Genomic DNA, 19557 nt, shown 5'->3' with positions numbered 1-19557 from the left:
GCGGCTGCGGATCAGACCCGCTCGGCCACCCAGCCCTGCACCGAGGCCAGGGCCTGCGGCACCGCCGCGGCATCGGTGCCGCCGGCCATGGCCATGTCCGGCTTGCCGCCGCCCTTGCCGCCCACCTGCTGGGCGACGAAGTTGACCAGCTCGCCGGCCTTGGCCTTGGCCGTGAGGTCGGCGGTGACGCCCGCGGCGATCTGCACCTTGGCGCCGTCGACGGCGGCCAGCACGACGATGGCGCTCTTGAGCTTGTTCTTGAGCTGGTCCATGGTGTCGCGCAGCGTCTTGGCGTCGGCGCCATCCAGCTTGGCCGCCAGCACCTTCACGCCCTTGACGTCCACCGCCGAGCCGGCCAGCTCGTCGCCCTGGCTGGAGGCCAGCTTGCCCTTGAGCGAACCGATCTCCTTCTCCAGCGCGCGAACCTGGTCGAGCACCTGCGCCAGGCGCGGCTGCACCTCGGTGGCGGGCGTCTTGAGCGTGGCGGCCACGCTCTGCACGGTGCCTTCCAGGCCCTGCAGGTAGGCCAGCGCGTTCAGGCCGGTGACGGCCTCGACGCGGCGCACGCCGGCGGCCACGCCCGATTCGCTGACGATCTTGAACAGGCCGATGTCGCCGGTGCGCTGCACATGGGTGCCGCCGCACAGCTCGCGGCTGCTGCCGATGTCCAGCACGCGCACGGTCTCGCCGTACTTCTCGCCGAACAGCATCATGGCGCCGGTCTTCTGCGCTTCTTCCAGCGGCAGCACGCGGGCCTGCGTGGCGGCATTGGCCAGCACCTCGGCATTGACGCGCTGCTCGATCTCGGTGATCTGCACGGCGGTCACGGGCGCGTTGTGGGCGAAGTCGAAGCGGGTCTTGTCGGCATCGACCAGCGAGCCCTTCTGCTGCACATGCGTGCCCAGCACTTCGCGCAGGGCCTTGTGCATCAGGTGGGTGACGCTGTGGTTGCGGGCGGTGGAGGCACGGCGCTCGCCGTCGACGGCGGCCGTGACGGCATCGCCCACCTTGAGCGTGCCCTGGGTCTGCATGCCGTGGTGGCCGAACACGTCGGCCTTGATCTTCTGCGTGTCCTGCACGCCGAAGACCACGCCCTCGGCCGTGATCAGGCCCTGGTCGCCGACCTGGCCGCCGCTCTCGGCGTAGAAGGGCGTGGTGTCCAGCACCACGATGCCGGCCTGGCCGGTGGACAGCTGCTGCACGGCCGCGCCCTCGTGGTACAGCGCGACCACCTTGGCGGCCTCCTGCAGGTGCTCATAGCCGGTGAAGACGTTGCCAGCGCCGGCATATTCGACGGCGCGCTCCATCTTGAATTTGCCGGCGGCGCGGCCGGCGGCCTTCTGGCGCTCCATGGCGGCGTCGAAGCCGGCCTCGTCGACCGTGACGTCGCGCTCGCGGCAGACGTCCTGCGTCAGGTCCAGCGGGAAGCCGTAGGTGTCGTGCAGCTTGAAGGCGACCTCGCCCGGCAGCGTCTTCTGGCCACCGGCCAGGGCCGTGTCCAGGATGTCCATGCCGTTGGCCAGCGTCTCGTAGAAGCGCTCTTCCTCGGCCTTGAGGGTGTCGGTGATGTGCTGGGCTTGCGCCTGCAGGCGCGGATAGGCAGCGCCCATCAGCGCGACCAGGTCGGCCACCAGCTTGTGGAAGAAGGGCTTCTTCTGGCCCAGCTTGTAGCCGTGGCGGATGGCGCGGCGGATGATGCGGCGCTGCACGTAGCCGCGGCCTTCATTGCTGGGCACCACGCCGTCGCTCACCAGGAAGGAGGTGGCGCGGATGTGGTCGGCGATGACCTTGAGCGAAGGATTGGCCAGGTCGGTGCAGCCGGTCTCGCGCGCGGCGGCCTTGATCAGCGCGTCGAAGATATCGATCTCGTAATTGCTGTGCACGTGCTGCAGGATGGCCGCCAGGCGCTCCAGGCCCATGCCGGTGTCCACGCAGGGCGCGGGCAGCTTGACCACGCTGCCGTCTTCCTTCATGTCGAACTGCATGAACACGTGGTTCCAGATCTCGATGAAACGGTCGCCGTCTTCCTCGGGGCTGCCCGGGGGGCCGCCGGGGATGTGCGCGCCGTGGTCGTAGAAGATCTCCGAGCAGGGGCCGCAGGGGCCGGTGTCAGCCATCATCCAGAAGTTGTCGGACTTGTACTTGCCACCCTTGTTGTCGCCAATGCGGATCACGCGCTCGGGCGGCAGGCCGATTTCCTTGGTCCAGATGTCGTAGGCCTCGTCGTCGTCAATGTAGACGGTGGCCAGCAGCTTCTCGGCGGGCAGCTTGAAGACCTGCGTCAGCAGTTCCCAGCCCCACTTCAGCGATTCGCGCTTGAAGTAGTCGCCGAAGCTCCAGTTGCCCAGCATCTCGAAGAAGGTGTGGTGGCGGGCGGTGTAGCCCACGTTCTCCAGGTCGTTGTGCTTGCCGCCGGCACGCAGGCAGGCCTGCACCGACGCGGCGCGGACGTAGGGCCGCTTGTCCTCGCCCAGGAACACGTCCTTGAACTGCACCATGCCCGAGTTGGTGAACATCAGCGTCGGGTCGTTGCCCGGCACCAGCGGGCTGGACGCGACCACGGTGTGGCCCTTGGATTCGAAGAAGTCGAGGAAGGTCTTGCGGATGTCCGCAACCGTGAAGGTGGGCTGGCTCATGTGGTGTGGTCGCTCTGTACCGCGGTGCGCCGCGGCTTGGGGGCGCCTGATGCAGGCCCCGATGGCCGGCCCAAGTGCCTGATTTCGCAGAACATTCGATTATAGGTTTGGGGGTGTGGCCGATTCGCCCCGCAAGGGATAGCGGGCCAGCACCTCGTGGTGCACCGGATGCGGGGGCAGCCAGGAGCGCACCAGCAGGAATTCGTCTACCGCCCAGTCGATGACCTCGCCCTGCGGCGCAGCCGCCTCCCAGGCGCGGTGCGCCAGCGTGACATGGGGTGTCCAGGGCGGCGGCTGGGGCACCCAGCGGCCCAGCACCTGTGCGATGTCCGCGTGCAGCCGCACCAGCGCCGGATCCCCCTCGGCCAGCAGCACGGCGACGCCGTTGTGCGTCCAGACGCGGGCACCGCCGAGGCGCAGGTGCAGGGCCGGGCCGTCCACGGCGGCCAGCGCCTGCCGGATGTCCGCGATCGCCGTATCCGGCTGCGGACCGAGTACCGCCATCGTCAGGTGCAGCCGGTGCGCCTTGGGCCGCTTGGCTGGCTGGGACCAGTACCACCGCGCCCGGTGGCCGTCCAGCGCCTTCTGGACGGCCGGGCCGGGCATGAGGAAGACGTAGAGGACGGGCGGACGGAGGTCGGTCATCGGACGAATGTGGGCCTTGCCCGCGGAACAGATCTCCCGGCGAAAGCCGGTCGGAGGCTCAGGGCGCCGGTGGTCATCATGCGGTCAGCTGAATGGCATGCGAATTGGGGCATCATCCAGCACGGCTCGGACGGTTCGTGACGATTTCCTACTGAATGGAAACAGTAAAAGCCCTAGTGTGTCGGCTTGCCGGCACGGCATCCGCCGAAGCCCGCAAGGAGAACCCATGCTGGATGTGCCCACCAAACCGCACTGGACCCTGGATGACCTCGACTTCTCGCGCATCGACATCGACAAGGCGCGCGGCGACGACACGCTCTTCTACCTGGCCTGCTCCGCCTCCTTCATCGAGAGCGGCTCCGACCTCTACACCCGCAACCTGATCGACTATTTCGAGGGCGACGACGAGGTGGCCGGCTGGCTGTGCAGCCAGTGGGAGCCCGAAGAGCTGCAGCACGGACGTGCGCTGCGCGCCTATGTGGAGCATGTGTGGCCCGACTTCGACTGGCAGCCGGCCTACGACGCCTTCCTGGCCGAATACGCCACCTACTGCAAGGTGGAGCTGCTCGCGCCCACGCGCGGCCTGGAGATGTCGGCCCGCTGCGTCGTCGAGACCGGAACTGCCACCTACTACAAGGCACTGGCGCGCTTCACCCGCGAGCCGGTCTTCCACGATCTGGCCACGCGCATCGCGGCCGACGAGGTCAACCACTACAAGCACTTCTACCGCTACTACCGGCGCTACCGCGCCCAGGAGAAGCTGGGCCGCGCGCGCGTCTTCGGCACGGTGGCCAAACGCACGCTGGAACTCAAGAGCGAGGATGCCGACTGCGCCATCCGCCACATCGCGCCCGCCCGGGCGCCTGCACAAGGCCATGATCCCCAGTACCTGCGCAAGGTCAGCCAGGACCTGAACCGCGTGATCCGCACCAACCTCGAAGTCGGCCCCACCCTCAAGATGCTGATGCGTCCGCTGGAGCTGCCGCCGCGCGTGCAGGCGGCCATGCAGGTGCCGGTGGCCCAGTTCATGCAGAAGGTCTTCCTGCGCTGACCCTGCGCCCGAGCCGCGGGGCGGCGCCCCATAATCGCCGCCCCATGAAAGCCGCCGACATCGGTCCCTTCTTCGCCACGCTCCAGGCCGCCAACCCGGCGCCCGCCACCGAGCTGGAATACACCACCCCCTTCGAGCTGCTGGCCGCCGTGCTGCTGTCGGCCCAGGCCACCGACGTCGGTGTCAACAAGGCCACGCGCAAGCTCTATCCCGTGGCCAACACGCCGCAGGCCATCCTGGACCTGGGCCTCGAAGGCCTGGAGGGCTACATCAAGACCATCGGCCTGTACCGCAGCAAGGCCCGCCACCTGATGGAGACCTGCCGCATGCTGGTGGAGCAGCACGGCGGCGAGGTGCCGCGCAGCCGCGAGGCGCTAGAGGCCCTGCCCGGCGTGGGCCGCAAGACGGCCAACGTGGTGCTCAACGTGGCCTTCGGTGAGCCCACCATCGCGGTCGACACGCACATCTTCCGCGTCAGCAACCGCACCGGCCTGGCGCCGGGCAAGACGCCGCTGGCGGTGGAGCTCAAGCTGGGCAAGCGCGTGCCGGCCGAATACCGCCTGCATGCCCACCACTGGCTGATCCTGCACGGCCGCTACGTCTGCGTGGCACGCAAGCCGCGCTGCTGGGAATGCGCCGTGGCGGCCTGGTGCGACTTCAAGCCGAAGACGCCGGCGCCCGCCACGAAGTAGCCCGGGCGCCTTTCTCAACCAACTGATCCACACAGCCACCGCCACCCGTCCTTTCACCCGACGACCGCCGCCATGACCCGCCACATCGTCCTCATCCACGGCGCCTGGCAAGGCGCCTGGGCCTTCGACGCCTGGCTGCCGCTGCTGCGCGAACGCGGCTGGCAACCGCATGCAGTGGACCTGCCGGGCAATGGCTGGCCGCCGCTGGGCGATGCGCCCGCCAGCCTCGACAGCTACACCGCCCATGTGGCGGGCGTGATCGACGCTTTGGGCGAGCCGGCCGTGGTGCTGGGCCACAGCGGCGGCGGCATCACCGCCTCGCAGGTGGCCGAGGCGCTGCCCGAGCGCGTGGCCGCCCTGGTCTACCTGGCCGGGATGATGCTGCCCTCGGGCGTGGGCTTCGGCGAACTGGTCCGGCAGGTACAGGCCGAACAGCCCGGCCGCGATTTCTCGGGCATCGGACCCTGGCTGCAATGGAGCGCCGACCGCAGCGCCAGCCACGTGCCCGCCGAAGGCGCGCTGCGCTGCTTCGTCCACGACTGCGAGCCCGCTGCCGCCGCACAGGCCGCCGCGCTGCTGCGCCCGCAGCCTGAAAGCGGACGGGCCATGGTCAACCGGCTGAGCGCCGAACGCTTCGGCCGCGTGCCGCGCTTCTATGTGGAATGTCTGGACGACCAGTCCGTCTACCACCCCTTGCAGGCGCGCATGCAGCAGCTCAGCCCCGGCGCCCACCGCCTCACCCTGCCCTGCGGCCATGTGCCGCAGTTGGCCGCCCCGCAGGCCTTGACGGACCTGCTGACCGCCGAACTCGAAGCCCTGCTGCCATGACCGACACCACGCCGACGACCTATCCGCCCCAGGGCCTCGCCCCCACGCAAGAACAGATCCTGCGCCACCTGCGCCGCTCCAACGAGGTCGCGCGCCGCGCCATGGCGCTGGGCCACCATCCCTTCGGCGCGATCCTGGTCGGCCCGGACCAGGAGACGGTGCTGCTGGAGCAATGCAACATCGACACGGTCAACCACGCCGAGTCGACGCTGGCGCGCGTGGCGGCCACCAACTTCACGCCGGAGTTCCTGTGGAACTGCACGCTCTACACCGCCGTGGAGCCCTGCTGCATGTGCGCCGGCACCGCCTACTGGGCCAACATCGGGCGCGTGGTGTTCGGCATGACCGAGCATCAGCTGCTTGAGGCCACGGGCGACCACGCCGAGAACCCGACGATGAGCGTGCCGTCGCGCTATGTCTTCGACCACTGCCAGAAGCCGGTCGAGCTGATCGGGCCGGTCCCGGAGATCGCGGCAGAGACGGTGGCGATGCAGAAGGCGTTCTGGGCGGGGCGCTGAACCCCGGGGCTCAGGGCGCTGTCCACAAGGTGCATTGGCCGAAGGCCACGGGGGTGGCCGGCCAGTCCGCCGCAGTGGCGATGCGCCGCCGGCCCTGGCCGATCAGCTCGACCGCGCGGATCACACCGGCATGGGTGATCCAGACTTCAGGCTGCCCCGCCTGCTGCCACGCGTCCCAGGCGGCGCCGATACGGTCCAGGAAGCGGTGCACGCTCTCGCCATGCAATCCCGGCGGCGTCTCACCGAAATCACGGGTCCATGCCTCCATGGCCTGCCGGCCGATGTCTGACCACAGGCGGCCCTCCCAGGCGCCGAAGTCCATCTCGGCCAGACGGGGGTCGGTGCTCGGCACCAGGTCCGGACGCAGCGTATGGAGCGCAAGCGCCAGGTCCTGGCAGCGACGGGCGGGCGAGCAACGCAACGCCATACCCTGCGGCAGCCGCTGCGCTGCCTGCGCCGCGGCCTCCTGCGTGGCCACCGGGTCGGCCTCGACCTCGGCGATGCCGTAGCACAGCCCGGGCGCCACCCGCACGCGCGCATGCCGCATCAGCCACAGCGCGGGCAGCGCGCCCTCTGCATCGTTCACCACGGCCGCCATGCCAGCGCCAGGTAGATCGCCAGTTCGCACAGCTGCTGCGTGGCGCCCAGGCCGTCGCCCGTGAAGCCGCCGAGCCGGTGCCCCAGCAGGCGGAACATCCACGCCGCCGCAGCTGCGCCCAGCAGCAGCGCGGCGAGCCCGTGCAGCAGGCCCTGAGCAGCCAGCAGCAACAGCGCGGCAGGCACGGACCAGGCCAGGCCCACCGTCAGCGCACCAGCGGGCAAGGCATCGGCCAAAGGCTTGGACTTGGAGGTCGCACTGTCGCCCACATGCGGCAGCGCGCGGATGATGAACAGGGGTGCCAACCGCGACAGCACGTGGGCAGCGAGCAGCGACGCCACGGCAGCCGCCGCGCCCTGCTCCGCCAGCGTGGCCAGCAGGGCCGCCTTGAGTCCCAGCGCCAGCACCAGCGCGAGCGCGCCGAAGCTGCCGATGCGCGAGTCCTTCATGATCTCCAACGCACGCTCGCGCTGCGACGAACCGCCCAGCCCATCGGCCGTATCGGCCAGCCCATCCTCGTGGAAGCCGCCCGTGGCCCAGACCGTCACGGCCGTGGCCAGCACGGCGGCGGCCAGCGCGCCCATCGGCCCCCGCAGGCCGGCAAGCCCCAGCGCGAACACCACGGCCGCGATCAGCCCAACCACCCAGCCGACGCCCGGGAAATGCGCCGCGCTCCCCCGCAGCATCTGCGGGCTGTAGCCCACCCAGGCCGCCAGCCGGCCCGTGACCGGGATGCGCGTGAAGAACTGCAGCGCCAGCAGGAAGTGCCGCACGCCGTTCATGCGGCCCTCATTCCGACTGGCGCGACACGCCGGCCGATTCGAAGCTGGCCATCTCGCCCAGGATGCGGCATGCCGATTCGAGCAGCGGCCAGGCCAGCGCGGCGCCGGAACCCTCGCCCAGGCGCAGGCCCAGGTCCAGCAAGGGCTGCAGCCCCAGTGCCTGCAGCAGGCGCGCATGTCCCGGTTCGGCCGAGCCATGGGCCGCGACACAGCGCTGCACCACCTGCGGCCGCAGGCCCTGCGCCACCAGCACGGCCGCACTGGCGATGAAGCCATCGACCACGATCACCCGCCGCTCCTCGGCCGCCTGCAGTACGGCGCCCACCAGCGTGGCGATCTCGAAGCCGCCGAAGGCGCACAGCGCCGCCAGCGGTCCCTGCGCATCGGCATGCCGCGCCAGCACCTGGCGCAGCACGGCACGCTTGCGGGCCAGGCCGGCGGCATCGAGGCCGGTGCCGGGGCCTGTACAGGCATCGATGTCCGTGCCCGTCAGGCGAGACAGCAGCAGTGCTGCGGCCGAACTGTTGCCAATGCCCATCTCGCCCAGCAACAGCGCATTGCCGGGCAGCCCGCGCACCACCTCGCGGCCGTTGGCGATGGCCTGCGCGCATTGCTCCGGCGTCATGCCTGGGCCCTGCGATGCATCGGCCGTGCCGGCACCGACGCGGCGCGAGAGCAGGCCCGGCGCAGGTTCGAAGGGCTGGCGCACGCCGCAGTCCACGACGGTGAGCGCCAGCCCGTGCTGGCGTGCCAGCACGCTCACGGCCGCACCGCCGGCCAGGAAGTTGTGGACCATCTGCCAGGTCACGTCGGCCGGATAGGCCGACACGCCCTGCTGCGCCAGGCCATGGTCGGCCGCGCAGACCAGCACCTGGGGCTGCTGCAGCGTGGGCGCGGTGCTGCCCAGAATCAAGCCCAGGCGCAGTGCCAGGGCCTCCAGCCGGCCGAGGGCGCCCAGGGGCTTGGTCTTGTTGTCGATGGCCGCCTGCAGGCGTTCGGCCAGGGCGGCGTCGTGCAGGTCGGCGACGGGGGGCAGGTCGAGGTCCTGCAGCGAGGAGTCTGATGGGAAGGTCATGTCAGTTTCAATGGCGCCGACCAGCTTGGGCGTCTGTCAGTCAGTGTGAGGCAGGGCGCTGTGCGTGGCCAAAAGGGCCGCCCCCGCAAGGTCACGGATCGATCAGCCCGGCCAGCACGCCGGGCGCGAAGTGTCGGTCGATGTAGTCGGCCAGGCCGTCGAAGGTGGCATCGAGCGTGGGCACCTGCGCGCCGAACAGCGCGCGCACCACGCCGGCATCCTCGAACAGACCGTGCAGGTAGAGGCCCAGCACATTGCCCGCGGTGTTCTGCCAGCCGAGCCCGTCCGGCAGAACGGCCCGGCCCTGTGCCGCCAGTTGCGGATGCACGCCGGTCTGGCCGTGGTGGATCTCGTAGCCTGCCAGCGGCACCTGCGCCAGCGCGGACCAAGGACCGCTCACGGCCTCGAAGCGGGTGCGGCGCAGGCGCACGGTCTTCTCGCGCGCGAACACCGTGACCAGTGGCAGCAGCCCGAGGCCGGGCGCATTGCCGTCGATGCCATGCGGATCGACCAGCGCCTCGCCCAGCATCTGCAGCCCGCCGCAGATGCCCAGCACCCGGCCGCCCGCCGAGGCATGCGCGGCAATGGCCCGGTCCAGCCCCTGCGCGCGCAGCCACGCCAGATCGCTGGCGGTGGCCTTGGAGCCGGGCAGCACGATCCAATCAGCGCCTGCCAGCGCCTGCGGCGTGCGTGCCCACACGAGCCGCAAGCCGGGCACCTTCTTGAGCGGCTGGAATTCGTCGAGGTTGCTGATCCGGGGATAGGCCACCACCGCCACCGTGAGGCCGCCCGCCGCACGATCACCGCTGGGGCGGTCGTCGAACACGCCGTCTTCCTCCGGCAGGCCGTGCTGCCACCACATGGGCAACGTGGCCACGGTGGGCACGCCGGTCAGGCCCTGCAACTGCTCGGGCCCGGGCGCCAGCAGCGCCGCATCGCCGCGGAAGCGGTTGAGCACGAAGCCCGCCAGGCGCGCACGGTCGGCCGCGGGCATCAGCGCCCAGGTGCCGTAGAGATGGGCGAAGGCGCCGCCACGGTCGATGTCGGTGACCAGCAGGCAGCGCGCATCGGCATGGCGGGCCATGCGCAGGTTGACGATGTCGCTGGCCATCAGGTTGATCTCGGCGGGCGAGCCGGCGCCTTCGAGCACCACCACGTCGTGGTCGGCGGCCAGGCTGTCGAAGGCCTCGGCGATGCGCGGCCACACGGTGGCGCTGCGCTCGCGCCAGGGCGTGCGGGTCAGCGCCTCGTGCACCTCGCCCATCAGGATCACCTGGCTGGCGGTGTCGCGCTCGGGCTTGAGCAGCAGCGGGTTCATGCGCACGTCGGGCACGGCACGTGCGGCCTGGGCCTGGAAGTACTGGGCGCTGCCGATCTCGCCGCCGTGGTCCGCGTCGGTGCGGGCCGGCACCACGCGGGCGTTGTTGCTCATGTTCTGCGCCTTGAAGGGCGCCACCCGCAGGCCCTGCCGCGCATACCAGCGGCACAGCGCCGTCGCCAGCCAGCTCTTGCCGGCACCGCTGGTGGTGCCGAGGACCATGACGCAGCGCGCGCCCATCAGCGGCCTGGGCGCCATGCGCTGGGACGGATCGGCAAATGGGGGCAGCAGGCGCAGGGCATCGAAAAATCATAGCCGCCGCGGCATGGGCGATCCGGCCGGCGAGACGGTCGGCCTGTTCTGCTGCAGTGCCCTTCGATCTGTTCCGGCTCCTGCGCGGTCCGGCGTGGCATGCTCCGGTGCATGACCGAGCTGACCCTCCCCACCTACGACGATGTGGCCGCTGCGGCCGCGCGCATCGACGGCCATGCCCACCGCACGCCTGTGATGCGCTCACGCACAGCTGACGCCGAACTCGGCGCCGAGGTCTTCTTCAAGTGCGAGAACCTGCAGCGCATGGGCGCCTTCAAGTTCCGTGGTGCGTTCAACGCGCTGTCGAAATTGGACGCCGCACAACGCCGCGCCGGCGTCGCGGCCTTCTCTTCGGGCAACCACGCGCAGGCCGTGGCGCTGGCCGCGCGCGAGCTGGGCATGCCGGCCGCCATCCTGATGCCCGAGGATGCGCCGGCCGCGAAGATCGCCGCCACCCGCGGCTACGGCGGCGAGGTCATCACCTACGACCGCTACACGCAGGACCGCGAGCAGCTGGCCCGCGGCCTGGCCGAGCAACGCGGCATGACGCTGATTCCGCCCTACGACCACCCGGATGTGCTGGCCGGCCAGGGCACGGCCGTCAAGGAGCTGATCGAGGACACGGGCCCGCTCGACGCGCTCTTCGTCTGCCTGGGCGGCGGCGGGCTGCTGTCGGGCTCGGCGCTCGCGGCGCGGGCGCTGTCGCCGCTGTGCAAGGTCTATGGCGTGGAGCCCGAGGCCGGCAACGACGGCCAGCAGTCCCTGCGCGCTGGCCGCATCGTGCACATCGACACGCCGCGCACCATCGCCGACGGCGCGCAGACGCAGCACCTGGGCGCCTACACCTTCGCCATCATCCGCCGCGAGGTCCAGGACATCCTCACCGCCACCGATGCGCAGCTGGTCGAGGCCATGCGCTTCTTCTTCACGCGCATGAAGCTGGTGGTCGAGCCCACCGGCTGCCTGGGCTTCGCGGCAGCACGGGCCATGAAGGACTCGCTGCGCGGCCAGCGCGTCGGCGTGATCCTGAGCGGCGGCAATGTGGACATGGCGCGCTTCTGCGCGCTGATGGCGGAACCGGCCCAGCCCCGCTGAGCCGCACGGTGGGCAGCAGGGACTTCCGCTTTTCACGGCCTTTGCGTCACCCCCGCCGTATGAACTGGCCCTGGGACAAAGATCGAAGGGCCGCGGAGCAGGCCACGCCCGAGCACCCCAGGAACTGGCTCTGCCAGGCCTGCGGGTGCGCCCCCCCTCCAAGCCGAAGGCGCCAGAGAGGGGGGAGCCGCGAAACGGCATGGGGGGTGCCTACTTCGGCGGATCGAGCTTGTCATGGCGGATCGCATCGTCTTCCATCAGCTCGAACCACATCGCGTTGAGCACGGCGAAGGCCGCCGCGAGCGGCAGGCCGAGGAGCCAGGAGAAATACCACATGGTGTTGTTCCTTCGTGTTGTTGAGAGGGGGCGCCGGCACGCTCAGTAGGCGTGCCCACGCTCCTCGCGGATCGCATCGGGATCGACCTTGCCGCGCATGACCGAGAACACCCAGCTGGTGTAGGCCAGGATGATCGGCATGAAGACCAGCGTGCACACCAGCATGATGAAGAGCGTGAGGTGGCTGGATGAGGCGTCCCACACCGTCAGGCTGGCGCGCGGGTCCAGCGACGAGGGCAGCAGGAAGGGGAACATCGACACACCCACGCTGACGATCACGCCCGCAATGGCGAGGCCACTGGCCAGCAGCGCCGGCAACTCGCGCCGGGCCATGAAGCACAGCGCAGCGAGCAGCGCGCCCGCCACGCCCAGCGCCGGCACCAGCCACAGCGCGGGATGCGCCGCGTAGTTGGCGAACCAGGCGCCCTGCCCCACCGCCACCGTCTTGAGCAGAGGCGCGGATGGGCCGACCGGATTGATGGGGCTCGTGATCTCGTAGCCGCCCACGATGCGCGCCAGCAGCAGGCCGGCTACCGCATACAACAGGGCTGTCAGCGACGCGGCCACGATGCCGATGCGGCGTGCCCGCTCAGCCACGGCGCCGCCCGTCTTCAGCTGCAGCCAGGCCGCGCCGTGCATGGCCAGCATGGCCACCGACAGCACGCCGGCCAGCAGCGCGTAAGGATTGAGCAGGCCGAGGAAGCTGCCCTCGTAGAAGATGCGCATGTCGTCGCTGAAGCGGAAGGGCACGCCCTGCAGCACATTGCCCAAGGCCACGCCGAAGATCAGCGCAGGCACGAAGCCACCGACGAAGAGCGCCCAGTCCCAGCGCGAACGCCAGGCCGGGTCTTCCTTCTTGCTGCGGAACTTGAAGCCCACCGGCCGCAGGATGAGCGCCACCAGGATGGCGAACATGGCCAGGTAGAAGCCCGAGAAGGACACGGCGTAGATGTGCGGCCAGGCGGCGAAGATGGCGCCGCCGCCCAGGATCAGCCAGACCTGGTTGCCTTCCCACACCGGGCCGATGCTGTTGATGACCACGCGGCGCTCGGTGTCGTCGCGGCCCACGAAGGGCAGCAGCATGGCGCTGCCCAGGTCGAAGCCGTCGGTGAGCGCGAAGCCCACCAGCAGCACGCCTAGCAGGGCCCACCAGATGAGGCGCAGGACGTCGTAGGAAATCAGTTCGTGAAGGATCATGATGCAGCTCCTGCGGTGATCAGCGCACCAGCGCCAGTTCGGGGGCGGCCTCGGCGCGCAGCGCGGCGGGCGGCGGCACCGGATGTTCCTGCGGCCCCTTGCAGATGGCCTTGAACATCAGCTTCATCTCGATGACCAGCAGCACGCTGTAGATGGCGATGAAGCCCAGCAGCGTGGCCAGCACGGTGCCGGCGCCCAGGTTGGAGACGGCCACGCCCGTGGGCAGCACGCCTTCGATGATCCAGGGCTGGCGGCCGAACTCGGCCACGAACCAGCCGCATTCGGCGGCGATCCACGGCAGCGGAATCGCCCACAGCGCCACCTTCAGCAGCCACGGGTGCGCCTCCAGCCGGCGCCGCGCCGACAGCCAGAAGAAGGCGGCCGTGAGCACGATGAAGAACAGGCCCAGCGCGACCATGATGCGGAAGGTCCAGTACAGCGGCGCGACCTGCGGCACCGTGTCCCAGGCGGCCTTGGCGATCTGCTCGGGCGTGGCCTGGCGCGGATCGTCCACATAGCGCTTGAGCAGCAGCGCATAGCCGAGCTGGCGGCCGTTGGCCTCGAAGGCGGCCTTGGCCTCGGGCGGCACCGCGCCGCTGGCGCCTGCGGCGCGGATCTTCTGCAGCGCGTCGTAGGCCACCACACCTTCGCGGATGTTGACCTCGGCGCGCTTGACCAGGTCGTCGATGCCGGGGATTTCGGTGTCGAGCGAGCGCGTGCCGATCAGGCCCATCACCCACGGGATGTGCACGGCGAAGTGCGTCTCGCGCGCCGCCTGGTCGGGAAAGCCGAAGGCGGTGAAGGCAGCCGGCGCGGGCTCGGTCTTCCACATGGCCTCGATGGCGGCCAGCTTCATCTTCTGGTGCTCGGTGGAGAGGTAGCCGCTCTCGTCGCCCAGCACCACCACCGACAGCGAGGCAGCCAGACCGAAGGAGGCCGCAACGGTCATCGAGCGCTTGGCCAGATGCACATGCCGGCCCTTGAGCAGGTACCAGGCCGAGATTCCCAGCACGAAGAGCGCCGCCACCACGTAGGCGGCCGAGACCGTGTGCACGAACTTGGCCTGCGCCACCGGGTTGGTCAGCACGGCGAAGAAGTCGGTCACCTCCATGCGCATGGTCTGCGGATTGAACTGCGCGCCCACCGGGTTCTGCATCCAGCCGTTGGCGATCAGGATCCACAGCGCCGACAGGTTGGAGCCCAGCGCCACGCACCAGGTCACGATCAGGTGCTTGAGCTTGGACAGTCGCTCCCAGCCGAAGAAGAACAGCCCAACGAAGGTGGCTTCGAGGAAGAAGGCCATCAGCCCCTCGATGGCCAGCGGCGCGCCGAACACGTCGCCCACATAGTGGCTGTAGTAGCTCCAGTTCATGCCGAACTGGAACTCCATGACGATGCCGGTGGCCACGCCCATGGCGAAGTTGATGCCGAAGAGCAGGCCCCAGAACTTGGTCATGTCGCGCCAGATGGCGCGGCCGGTCATGACGTAGACGGTCTCCATGATCGCGATCAGGATCGCGAGCCCGATGGTCAGGGGCACGAAAAGAAAGTGGTAGAGGGCCGTGACTGCGAACTGCAATCGTGATAGGCCGACGATGTCGAGGTCCATGGTGAGACTCCTTCTGAAATGCGTGGCGTCGGAATGCGGGGGGAATCAGGTTCAGTCGTCGCGCAAGGCGGCGAGTGCGGTGTCGAAGGCAGGCGTGCCGCGCCGCAGGTCGGCACGCAACTCACCGGCCTCGATGCAGAGCAGGCGGTCCGCGAGCTGCGCCTCGCGGCGCAGGTGGGTGGCGATGAGCAGCGTGCGGCCCGGCGCCCGCGCTTCGAGGCGCAACAGGACTTCGCGGGCGGTGATGGCGTCGAGGGCTTCGGTCGGCTCGTCCAGCAGCCACAGCGGCGCGTCCTGCAGCAGCAGGCGGGCCAGCGACAGGCGACGCATCTGGCCGCCCGACAGGCCCAGGCCGCCTTCGCCGAGCGGCGTGTCCAGCCCTTGGCGAAGGCGCGCGACATCGGCCTGCAGGCCGGCATCGGCGAGTGCCGCGCTCAACTGCGCGTCGGTGGCCTGAGGCGCGGCCAGCCTGAGGTTGTCGCGCAGGCTGTCGCGAAAGAGTTCGGGCCGCTGCGTCATCCAGGTGGCGCGCGGCGCGCGCACGTCGCCGACGGCGGGCGCGAGTTCGCCGGCCACCAGCGCGAGCAGCGTGGACTTGCCTGCGCCGCTGGGGCCAACCACCGCCACGCGCTCGCCGGGCCGGATGTGCAGAGACGACAGTTGGAGTACGGGGCGGGTCCCGCCTTCACGGCGCACCACGGCGCCATCAAGATGGATGCCACCGTCGGTCGCCGTGCGCAGGTGGCCCTTCGGCGCCTCGCCCAAGGCTGCGGACTCCGCCGCGGCCACGGCCGGTGCCAGTCGTCGGGCGGCGAGCCAGGTGCGGCCCGACTCCAGCGCGCCACGGCGCAGCGCCGCGATCGGCTCGCCCGCGGCCAGGGCCGTGAGCATCAGCAGCGCCGCGGTCGGCGCGCCGATGCGGCCCTGCTCCACCAGCCAGGCGGCCGCCAGCAGCACGCCCACCAGGGTGGCCGTGTGAATCAGTCCGTGCGCGAAGCTGGCCCGCGCTTCCAGGCCGGCCATGCGCAGGTCGGTGGCGGCCAGCCGTGCGTCGGCCTCGGCCAGCGCCTCGCACTGGGCCGTCAGCCGGCCGGCCATGGCCAGTTCGGTCTGCCCCGCCACGAGGTCGACGGCGCGGGCGCGCAGGCGCTCCAGCGCCAGCGCCCGGCGCACCGCCACGGGGCGGGCCCGGCGCGCGACCACCCACGCACTGCCCCAGCCGGCCACCAGCAGCCAGGCGGTCAGGGCCAGACCCAGCCGCAGGTCGTGCAAGCCGGCCACGACGCCGGCCATCGCCGCCGCAGCCAGGCTGACGGCCAGCGGCACGGCCATGCGCAGGTAGAGGGCGTCGAGCGCATCGATGTCGGCCGTCAAGCGCTGCAGCAGCCGCGCGGGACGCAGCAGCAGGCGCTGCGCCGCCTCGGGTTGCGCCCAACCGCGCAGCAGACGCTCGCGCAGGCCGGCCAGCACGCCGAGCGTGGCGTCGTGCGTGACGAGGCGCTCGGCATAGCGCGCGCCGGTGCGGCCCAGGGCCAGCAGCCGGATGCCCGCCGAGGGCATGAAGACGTCGAACACCAGCGCCGTCGTCAGTTGCAGACCCGCCAGCGCCGTCGCCGTGATGAACCAGCCCGACAGACCCAGCAGGCCGATGCCGGCCAGGCTGGTGAGCACGGCCAGCCCGGCGCCCAGCCACAGCGCGCCGCGTCGCTGGCCGATGAAATGGCGGCGCAGCACCTGGAGATCATGGGCGACGGAACGGGTCATGGCGTGGGCTCCTGATGGATCACGGCTTCAGGCCGCTTCGCGCAGCGGCGTCGGTTCGAGGCGGAGCACACGGTCCATGCGCGCAGCGAGGCGCGGGTCGTGAGTGGCCAGCACCAGCGTCCGGCCGCGACTCAGGGCGAGCAGCGCGTCGATGACGCGGTCGGCCGTCTCGGCATCGAGGTGGGCGGTGGGCTCGTCCGCCAGCAGCAGGCCGGCTTCGTCGTTCACGGCCAGGCGGGCCAGGGCGAGGCGGACGGCCTCCCCGCCCGACAGACCCACACCGGCCTCGCCGAGGCTCTGGCCGGGACGGCCGGCGGCCACGTCGGCGAGGCCTGCGAAGTCGATGGCGCGGGCGACGGCCTGCGCGTCCGCGACCGGCCGGCCCAGGTCCACGTTGGCGTCGAGGGAGCCGGCGAACACATGGGCCCGCTGTCCCATCCAGCCCATCCGGCGGCGCAGGCCCGGCGCATGGGCCTCGTCCAGGGGAACGCCGCCGATGAAAACCTGCCCCGCCTGCGGCGCGACAAGCCCGGCCAGCAGCGACAGCAAGGTCGTCTTGCCCCCACCACTGGGCGCGAGGATGGCCAGGCGTTCACCGGGGCGGACGTCGAGGTCGAACGCGTCGAGCACCGGCCGCTCGCCCGCCGGGGCAAAGCGCAGCCCCCGCACGCGCACGCCCAGCGCACCGGCAGGCGCCGGCTCTGCCGGCAGGGCAGCGTCAGACTGCCCGGGAAGCCGCGGCCCCGCGCCATCGAGTGACGCCAGCGCCTTGCGCGCGGCCTCGCCAGCCGCACGGTCATGCCACACGGCCGACAGCTCGCGCAGCGGCTCGAAGAAGGCGGGCGCCAGCAGCAGGATGAACAGGCCCTGCCCCAGGCTCAGCGTGCGGCCCCAGCTGCCGAACTGAAGGTGACCCAGCAGATGGAAGCCCACATAGACCGCCACCATGGCCACGCCGAGCGCGGCGAACAGCTCCAGCACCGCCGACGACAGGAAGGCGATGCGCAGCACGGCCATCGTGCGGCGGTGCAGATCCTGCGCCGAGGCCCTCAGCCGCAGCGCCGTGTGATCGACCGCGCCCAGCGCGCGCAGGGTGGAGAGGCCCCGCAGCCGGTCGAGCAGGAAGGCGTTCATGTCGCCCTGCCGCGCCAGTTGCGCTTCCGACGCAGCCTGTGCGCGGCGGCCGACCAGCGCCATGAACAGCGGGATCAGCGGCGCGGCCACCACCAGGATGGCCGCAGCCACCCAGGACAGGGCGCCCACCGCCAGCGCGATGGCGATGGGTACCACCATGAGCCTCAGCCGCACCGGCTGGAAACGCGCCAGCCAGGGCACGATGGCCTCAGCCTGCTCCGCCAGCACGCTGGCCGCCAGGCCGGAGGCCGGCCGGTCGCGGTCGACCGGCGATCCGCCAGCCAGCGCCGCCGTTGCCGCGCGCCTCAGCGTACCGAGCGCCTGCCGCGCATCTTCGAAGGCGCGGCGCACACCCCATGCATCGAACGCCGCGCGCAGCAGCCCGACCGCCGCCACGCCACCCGCCAGTGCAAGCACGCCATGCAGGCCGCCGCCGTCGGCAAGCCTCTGGACCGCCCAGGCCAGCAGTGCCGCCTGCGGCAGCCACAGCAGAGCGGCCATCGCCTGTGCCGTGGCCGCCATCGACACCGGGCTCGGCAGCCGGTCGGGATCAACGGACGTGGATTCAGTCATGGCGAAGCGGCAAATGTTGAAATTTCAGTAATTACCGAAATTTCAATCATGATAAGCCGCCATGGGTCCGTTGACCCACCTCAAGCGGCGAAAGGTCTACTGCCGCTGTAGGAATTGACTGGCGTCCAGGCGCGCGAGATCAGCGGCCGGGGCGACCTTGCGTGGGCGGATGCCGGTGGGTCCGCCCGGGTTGGCGCCGCCGCGCCTCAGCCCACCTCGGCTTCGCGGGGAAAGCGGTCCATCATCTGCCGACCCAGCGGCGTGATGGCAGACACCGTGGCCGCCGGCTGGTGGTGGCCGGTCAGGGTGCGCACGGGACGGGGGATCACCGCCTGCACATGGCCGGCGAGCGCCAGCATGCGAATGGCGTCGATGTCGCCGCCCTCCGTGAAGGAAACAGGAAGCTGCGCGCTGGCCAAGCGGTGGAGAAGGGACAGAGGCATGGGCGAAATGTTGGGCCCCGCCGGGACCGGCGTCGCGCAACAAATTCACACAAAGTCAATTTTGCTTTATCAGAGCAGCGCCCGCAGTTCGCGCGCAGCCTCGGCAAGCAAGGGCAGCATGCTGCGCTCCAGCGCCTCGGGCGGCTGCAGTCCGCCCGACAGGACGAGGTTCAGGGCGGCCACGGTCCGGCCCTGCATGTCCCGCAACGGCACCGCCAGCGCCTGCACGCCCAGTTCGTGCTCCTCGCTGGCCAGCGCATGGTCGTCCTTACGGATCTGCGCCAGCCGCCGGCGCAGCTCTGCCGGCCGGGTCAGGGTGTGCGGCGTGAGCCGCGCGAGGCTGCGCCCCTTGAGCCAAGCCGACAGCGCCGCTGGCGCCATGGCCGCCAGCAACAGTTGCCCCGTCGACGTGGCATGCGCCGGCAGCCGGGCCCCCAGGTGCAGGCCGTAGGCAAGCACGCGAGAAGGCGCGCCATAGCTGCCGCTGCGGGCGACGATCACCACCTCCTCACCATCGAGCACCACGGCGGAGAAGGACTCCCCCGTCTGCGCCGACAGCCGGTTGAGCGTGGGCTGAAGTGCCCGCGGCAGGCGCGACGAGGCCAGGTAGCTGCCGGAAAAACGCAGGACCCGCGGCGCCATCCAGAAGTAACTGCCGTCGGTCTCCAGGTAGCCCAGGTGCGCCAGCGTGAGCAGGTGACGCCTCGCCGCCGCTCGGGTGAGCCCGGCGCGCTGGGCCGCCAGCGTCGCGTTCAGGCGCTGCCGCTCGGTGTCGAAGCTTTCGAGCACCGCCAGGCCCTTGGCCAGGCCCTCGATGAAGTCCGCTTTGGCGATGGTCATGGATCGGCTCCGTGGATCTGCAATGTTGCGCGATCATCGCGCAACCCGACGAATCATCGCGCGGCGGGGCCTGACGGACCACCGGATCGGGGCAGCTTTTTTCTACGCTTC

18 protein-coding genes are annotated in these 19557 nt (G+C 70.6%); 5 read left to right on the top strand and 13 right to left on the bottom strand.

The window, feature by feature from the left end; all coding sequences use genetic code 11:
- Positions 1–11: 11 nt before the first annotated feature.
- Both alaS and DFR41_RS21180 read right to left on the bottom strand, forming a co-directional pair.
- Entirely contained in the window at positions 12–2636 is a 2625-nt protein-coding gene (gene alaS / locus DFR41_RS21185) for an alanine--tRNA ligase (RefSeq protein ID WP_114804171.1), read from the bottom strand.
- A gap of 99 nt (positions 2637–2735) precedes the next feature.
- Positions 2736–3281, bottom strand: coding sequence for a 2'-5' RNA ligase family protein (locus DFR41_RS21180; RefSeq protein WP_017757886.1), 546 nt, complete (start codon positions 3279–3281; stop codon positions 2736–2738).
- Between the two features lie 226 nt (positions 3282–3507).
- On the opposite strand from DFR41_RS21180, the gene DFR41_RS21175 reads away from it, so the two are divergent.
- From DFR41_RS21175 to DFR41_RS21160, 4 genes are all read left to right on the top strand, one after another.
- Positions 3508–4332: a ferritin-like domain-containing protein gene (locus tag DFR41_RS21175; RefSeq protein ID WP_114804170.1), complete on the top strand. Its 825-nt coding sequence runs from the start codon at positions 3508–3510 to the stop codon at positions 4330–4332.
- Positions 4333–4376: 44 nt separating this feature from the next.
- On the top strand, positions 4377–5024 hold the full coding sequence (nth, locus tag DFR41_RS21170) for an endonuclease III (protein WP_114804169.1): 648 nt from the start codon (positions 4377–4379) through the stop codon (positions 5022–5024).
- Between the two features lie 72 nt (positions 5025–5096).
- Positions 5097–5852 carry an alpha/beta fold hydrolase gene (locus tag DFR41_RS21165; protein WP_114804168.1) on the top strand — a complete coding sequence of 252 codons (756 nt, stop codon included), beginning with the start codon at positions 5097–5099 and terminating at the stop codon, positions 5850–5852.
- Positions 5849–6370 carry a nucleoside deaminase gene (locus tag DFR41_RS21160; RefSeq protein ID WP_017757882.1) on the top strand — a complete coding sequence of 174 codons (522 nt, stop codon included), beginning with the start codon at positions 5849–5851 and terminating at the stop codon, positions 6368–6370. Before DFR41_RS21165 ends, DFR41_RS21160 begins: the two co-directional genes overlap by 4 nt.
- Positions 6371–6380: 10 nt before the next feature.
- Here DFR41_RS21160 and DFR41_RS21155 read toward each other — a convergent pair whose 3' ends face one another.
- The 4 genes from DFR41_RS21155 to DFR41_RS21140 form a co-directional block, all read right to left on the bottom strand.
- Positions 6381–6968 carry a histidine phosphatase family protein gene (locus tag DFR41_RS21155; RefSeq protein ID WP_017757881.1) on the bottom strand — a complete coding sequence of 196 codons (588 nt, stop codon included), beginning with the start codon at positions 6966–6968 and terminating at the stop codon, positions 6381–6383.
- Positions 6953–7750, bottom strand: coding sequence for an adenosylcobinamide-GDP ribazoletransferase (locus DFR41_RS21150; protein WP_114804167.1), 798 nt, complete (start codon positions 7748–7750; stop codon positions 6953–6955). Before DFR41_RS21150 ends, DFR41_RS21155 begins: the two co-directional genes overlap by 16 nt.
- A gap of 7 nt (positions 7751–7757) precedes the next feature.
- Positions 7758–8825: a nicotinate-nucleotide--dimethylbenzimidazole phosphoribosyltransferase gene (gene cobT, locus DFR41_RS21145; protein ID WP_114804166.1), complete on the bottom strand. Its 1068-nt coding sequence runs from the start codon at positions 8823–8825 to the stop codon at positions 7758–7760.
- A 91-nt stretch (positions 8826–8916) separates the two neighbouring features.
- On the bottom strand, positions 8917–10383 hold the full coding sequence (locus DFR41_RS21140; RefSeq protein WP_114804165.1) for a cobyric acid synthase: 1467 nt from the start codon (positions 10381–10383) through the stop codon (positions 8917–8919).
- Between the two features lie 183 nt (positions 10384–10566).
- Here DFR41_RS21140 and DFR41_RS21135 point away from each other — a divergent pair, with 183 nt between their 5' ends.
- The gene (locus DFR41_RS21135; RefSeq protein WP_114804164.1) at positions 10567–11550 is read left to right on the top strand and encodes a threo-3-hydroxy-L-aspartate ammonia-lyase; all 984 of its coding nucleotides are present in this window, start codon (positions 10567–10569) and stop codon (positions 11548–11550) included.
- Positions 11551–11760: 210 nt separating this feature from the next.
- Here the strand turns inward: DFR41_RS21135 and cydX are convergent, their stop codons facing one another.
- The 7 genes from cydX to DFR41_RS21100 all read right to left on the bottom strand — a co-directional run bounded on the left by cydX (position 11761) and on the right by DFR41_RS21100 (position 19446).
- Positions 11761–11886 carry a cytochrome bd-I oxidase subunit CydX gene (gene cydX / locus DFR41_RS21130; protein WP_114804163.1) on the bottom strand — a complete coding sequence of 42 codons (126 nt, stop codon included), beginning with the start codon at positions 11884–11886 and terminating at the stop codon, positions 11761–11763.
- Positions 11887–11928: 42 nt separating this feature from the next.
- Positions 11929–13083: a cytochrome d ubiquinol oxidase subunit II gene (cydB, locus tag DFR41_RS21125; RefSeq protein ID WP_017761996.1), complete on the bottom strand. Its 1155-nt coding sequence runs from the start codon at positions 13081–13083 to the stop codon at positions 11929–11931.
- Between the two features lie 19 nt (positions 13084–13102).
- Positions 13103–14692 (bottom strand): cytochrome ubiquinol oxidase subunit I, encoded by a 1590-nt coding sequence (locus DFR41_RS21120; protein WP_114804162.1) that lies wholly within the window; start codon positions 14690–14692, stop codon positions 13103–13105.
- A 51-nt stretch (positions 14693–14743) separates the two neighbouring features.
- The gene (gene cydC / locus DFR41_RS21115; RefSeq protein WP_114804161.1) at positions 14744–16456 is read right to left on the bottom strand and encodes a thiol reductant ABC exporter subunit CydC; all 1713 of its coding nucleotides are present in this window, start codon (positions 16454–16456) and stop codon (positions 14744–14746) included.
- A 27-nt stretch (positions 16457–16483) separates the two neighbouring features.
- Complete coding sequence (gene cydD / locus DFR41_RS21110; protein ID WP_114804160.1) at positions 16484–18163, bottom strand: thiol reductant ABC exporter subunit CydD; 1680 nt, start codon at positions 18161–18163, stop codon at positions 16484–16486.
- A 206-nt stretch (positions 18164–18369) separates the two neighbouring features.
- Complete coding sequence (locus DFR41_RS21105) at positions 18370–18606, bottom strand: hypothetical protein (RefSeq protein WP_147284407.1); 237 nt, start codon at positions 18604–18606, stop codon at positions 18370–18372.
- 69 nt (positions 18607–18675) lie between these two features.
- The gene (locus tag DFR41_RS21100) at positions 18676–19446 is read right to left on the bottom strand and encodes an IclR family transcriptional regulator domain-containing protein (protein ID WP_017758064.1); all 771 of its coding nucleotides are present in this window, start codon (positions 19444–19446) and stop codon (positions 18676–18678) included.
- Positions 19447–19557 lie beyond the last annotated feature (111 nt).

This window comes from Pseudacidovorax intermedius (assembly GCF_003350475.1).
Classification (GTDB): Bacteria; Pseudomonadota; Gammaproteobacteria; order Burkholderiales; family Burkholderiaceae_C; genus Xenophilus; species Xenophilus intermedius.
Note: the sequence above shows the minus strand (reverse complement) of the source record. Positions and strands in the feature narration are given on the sequence as shown.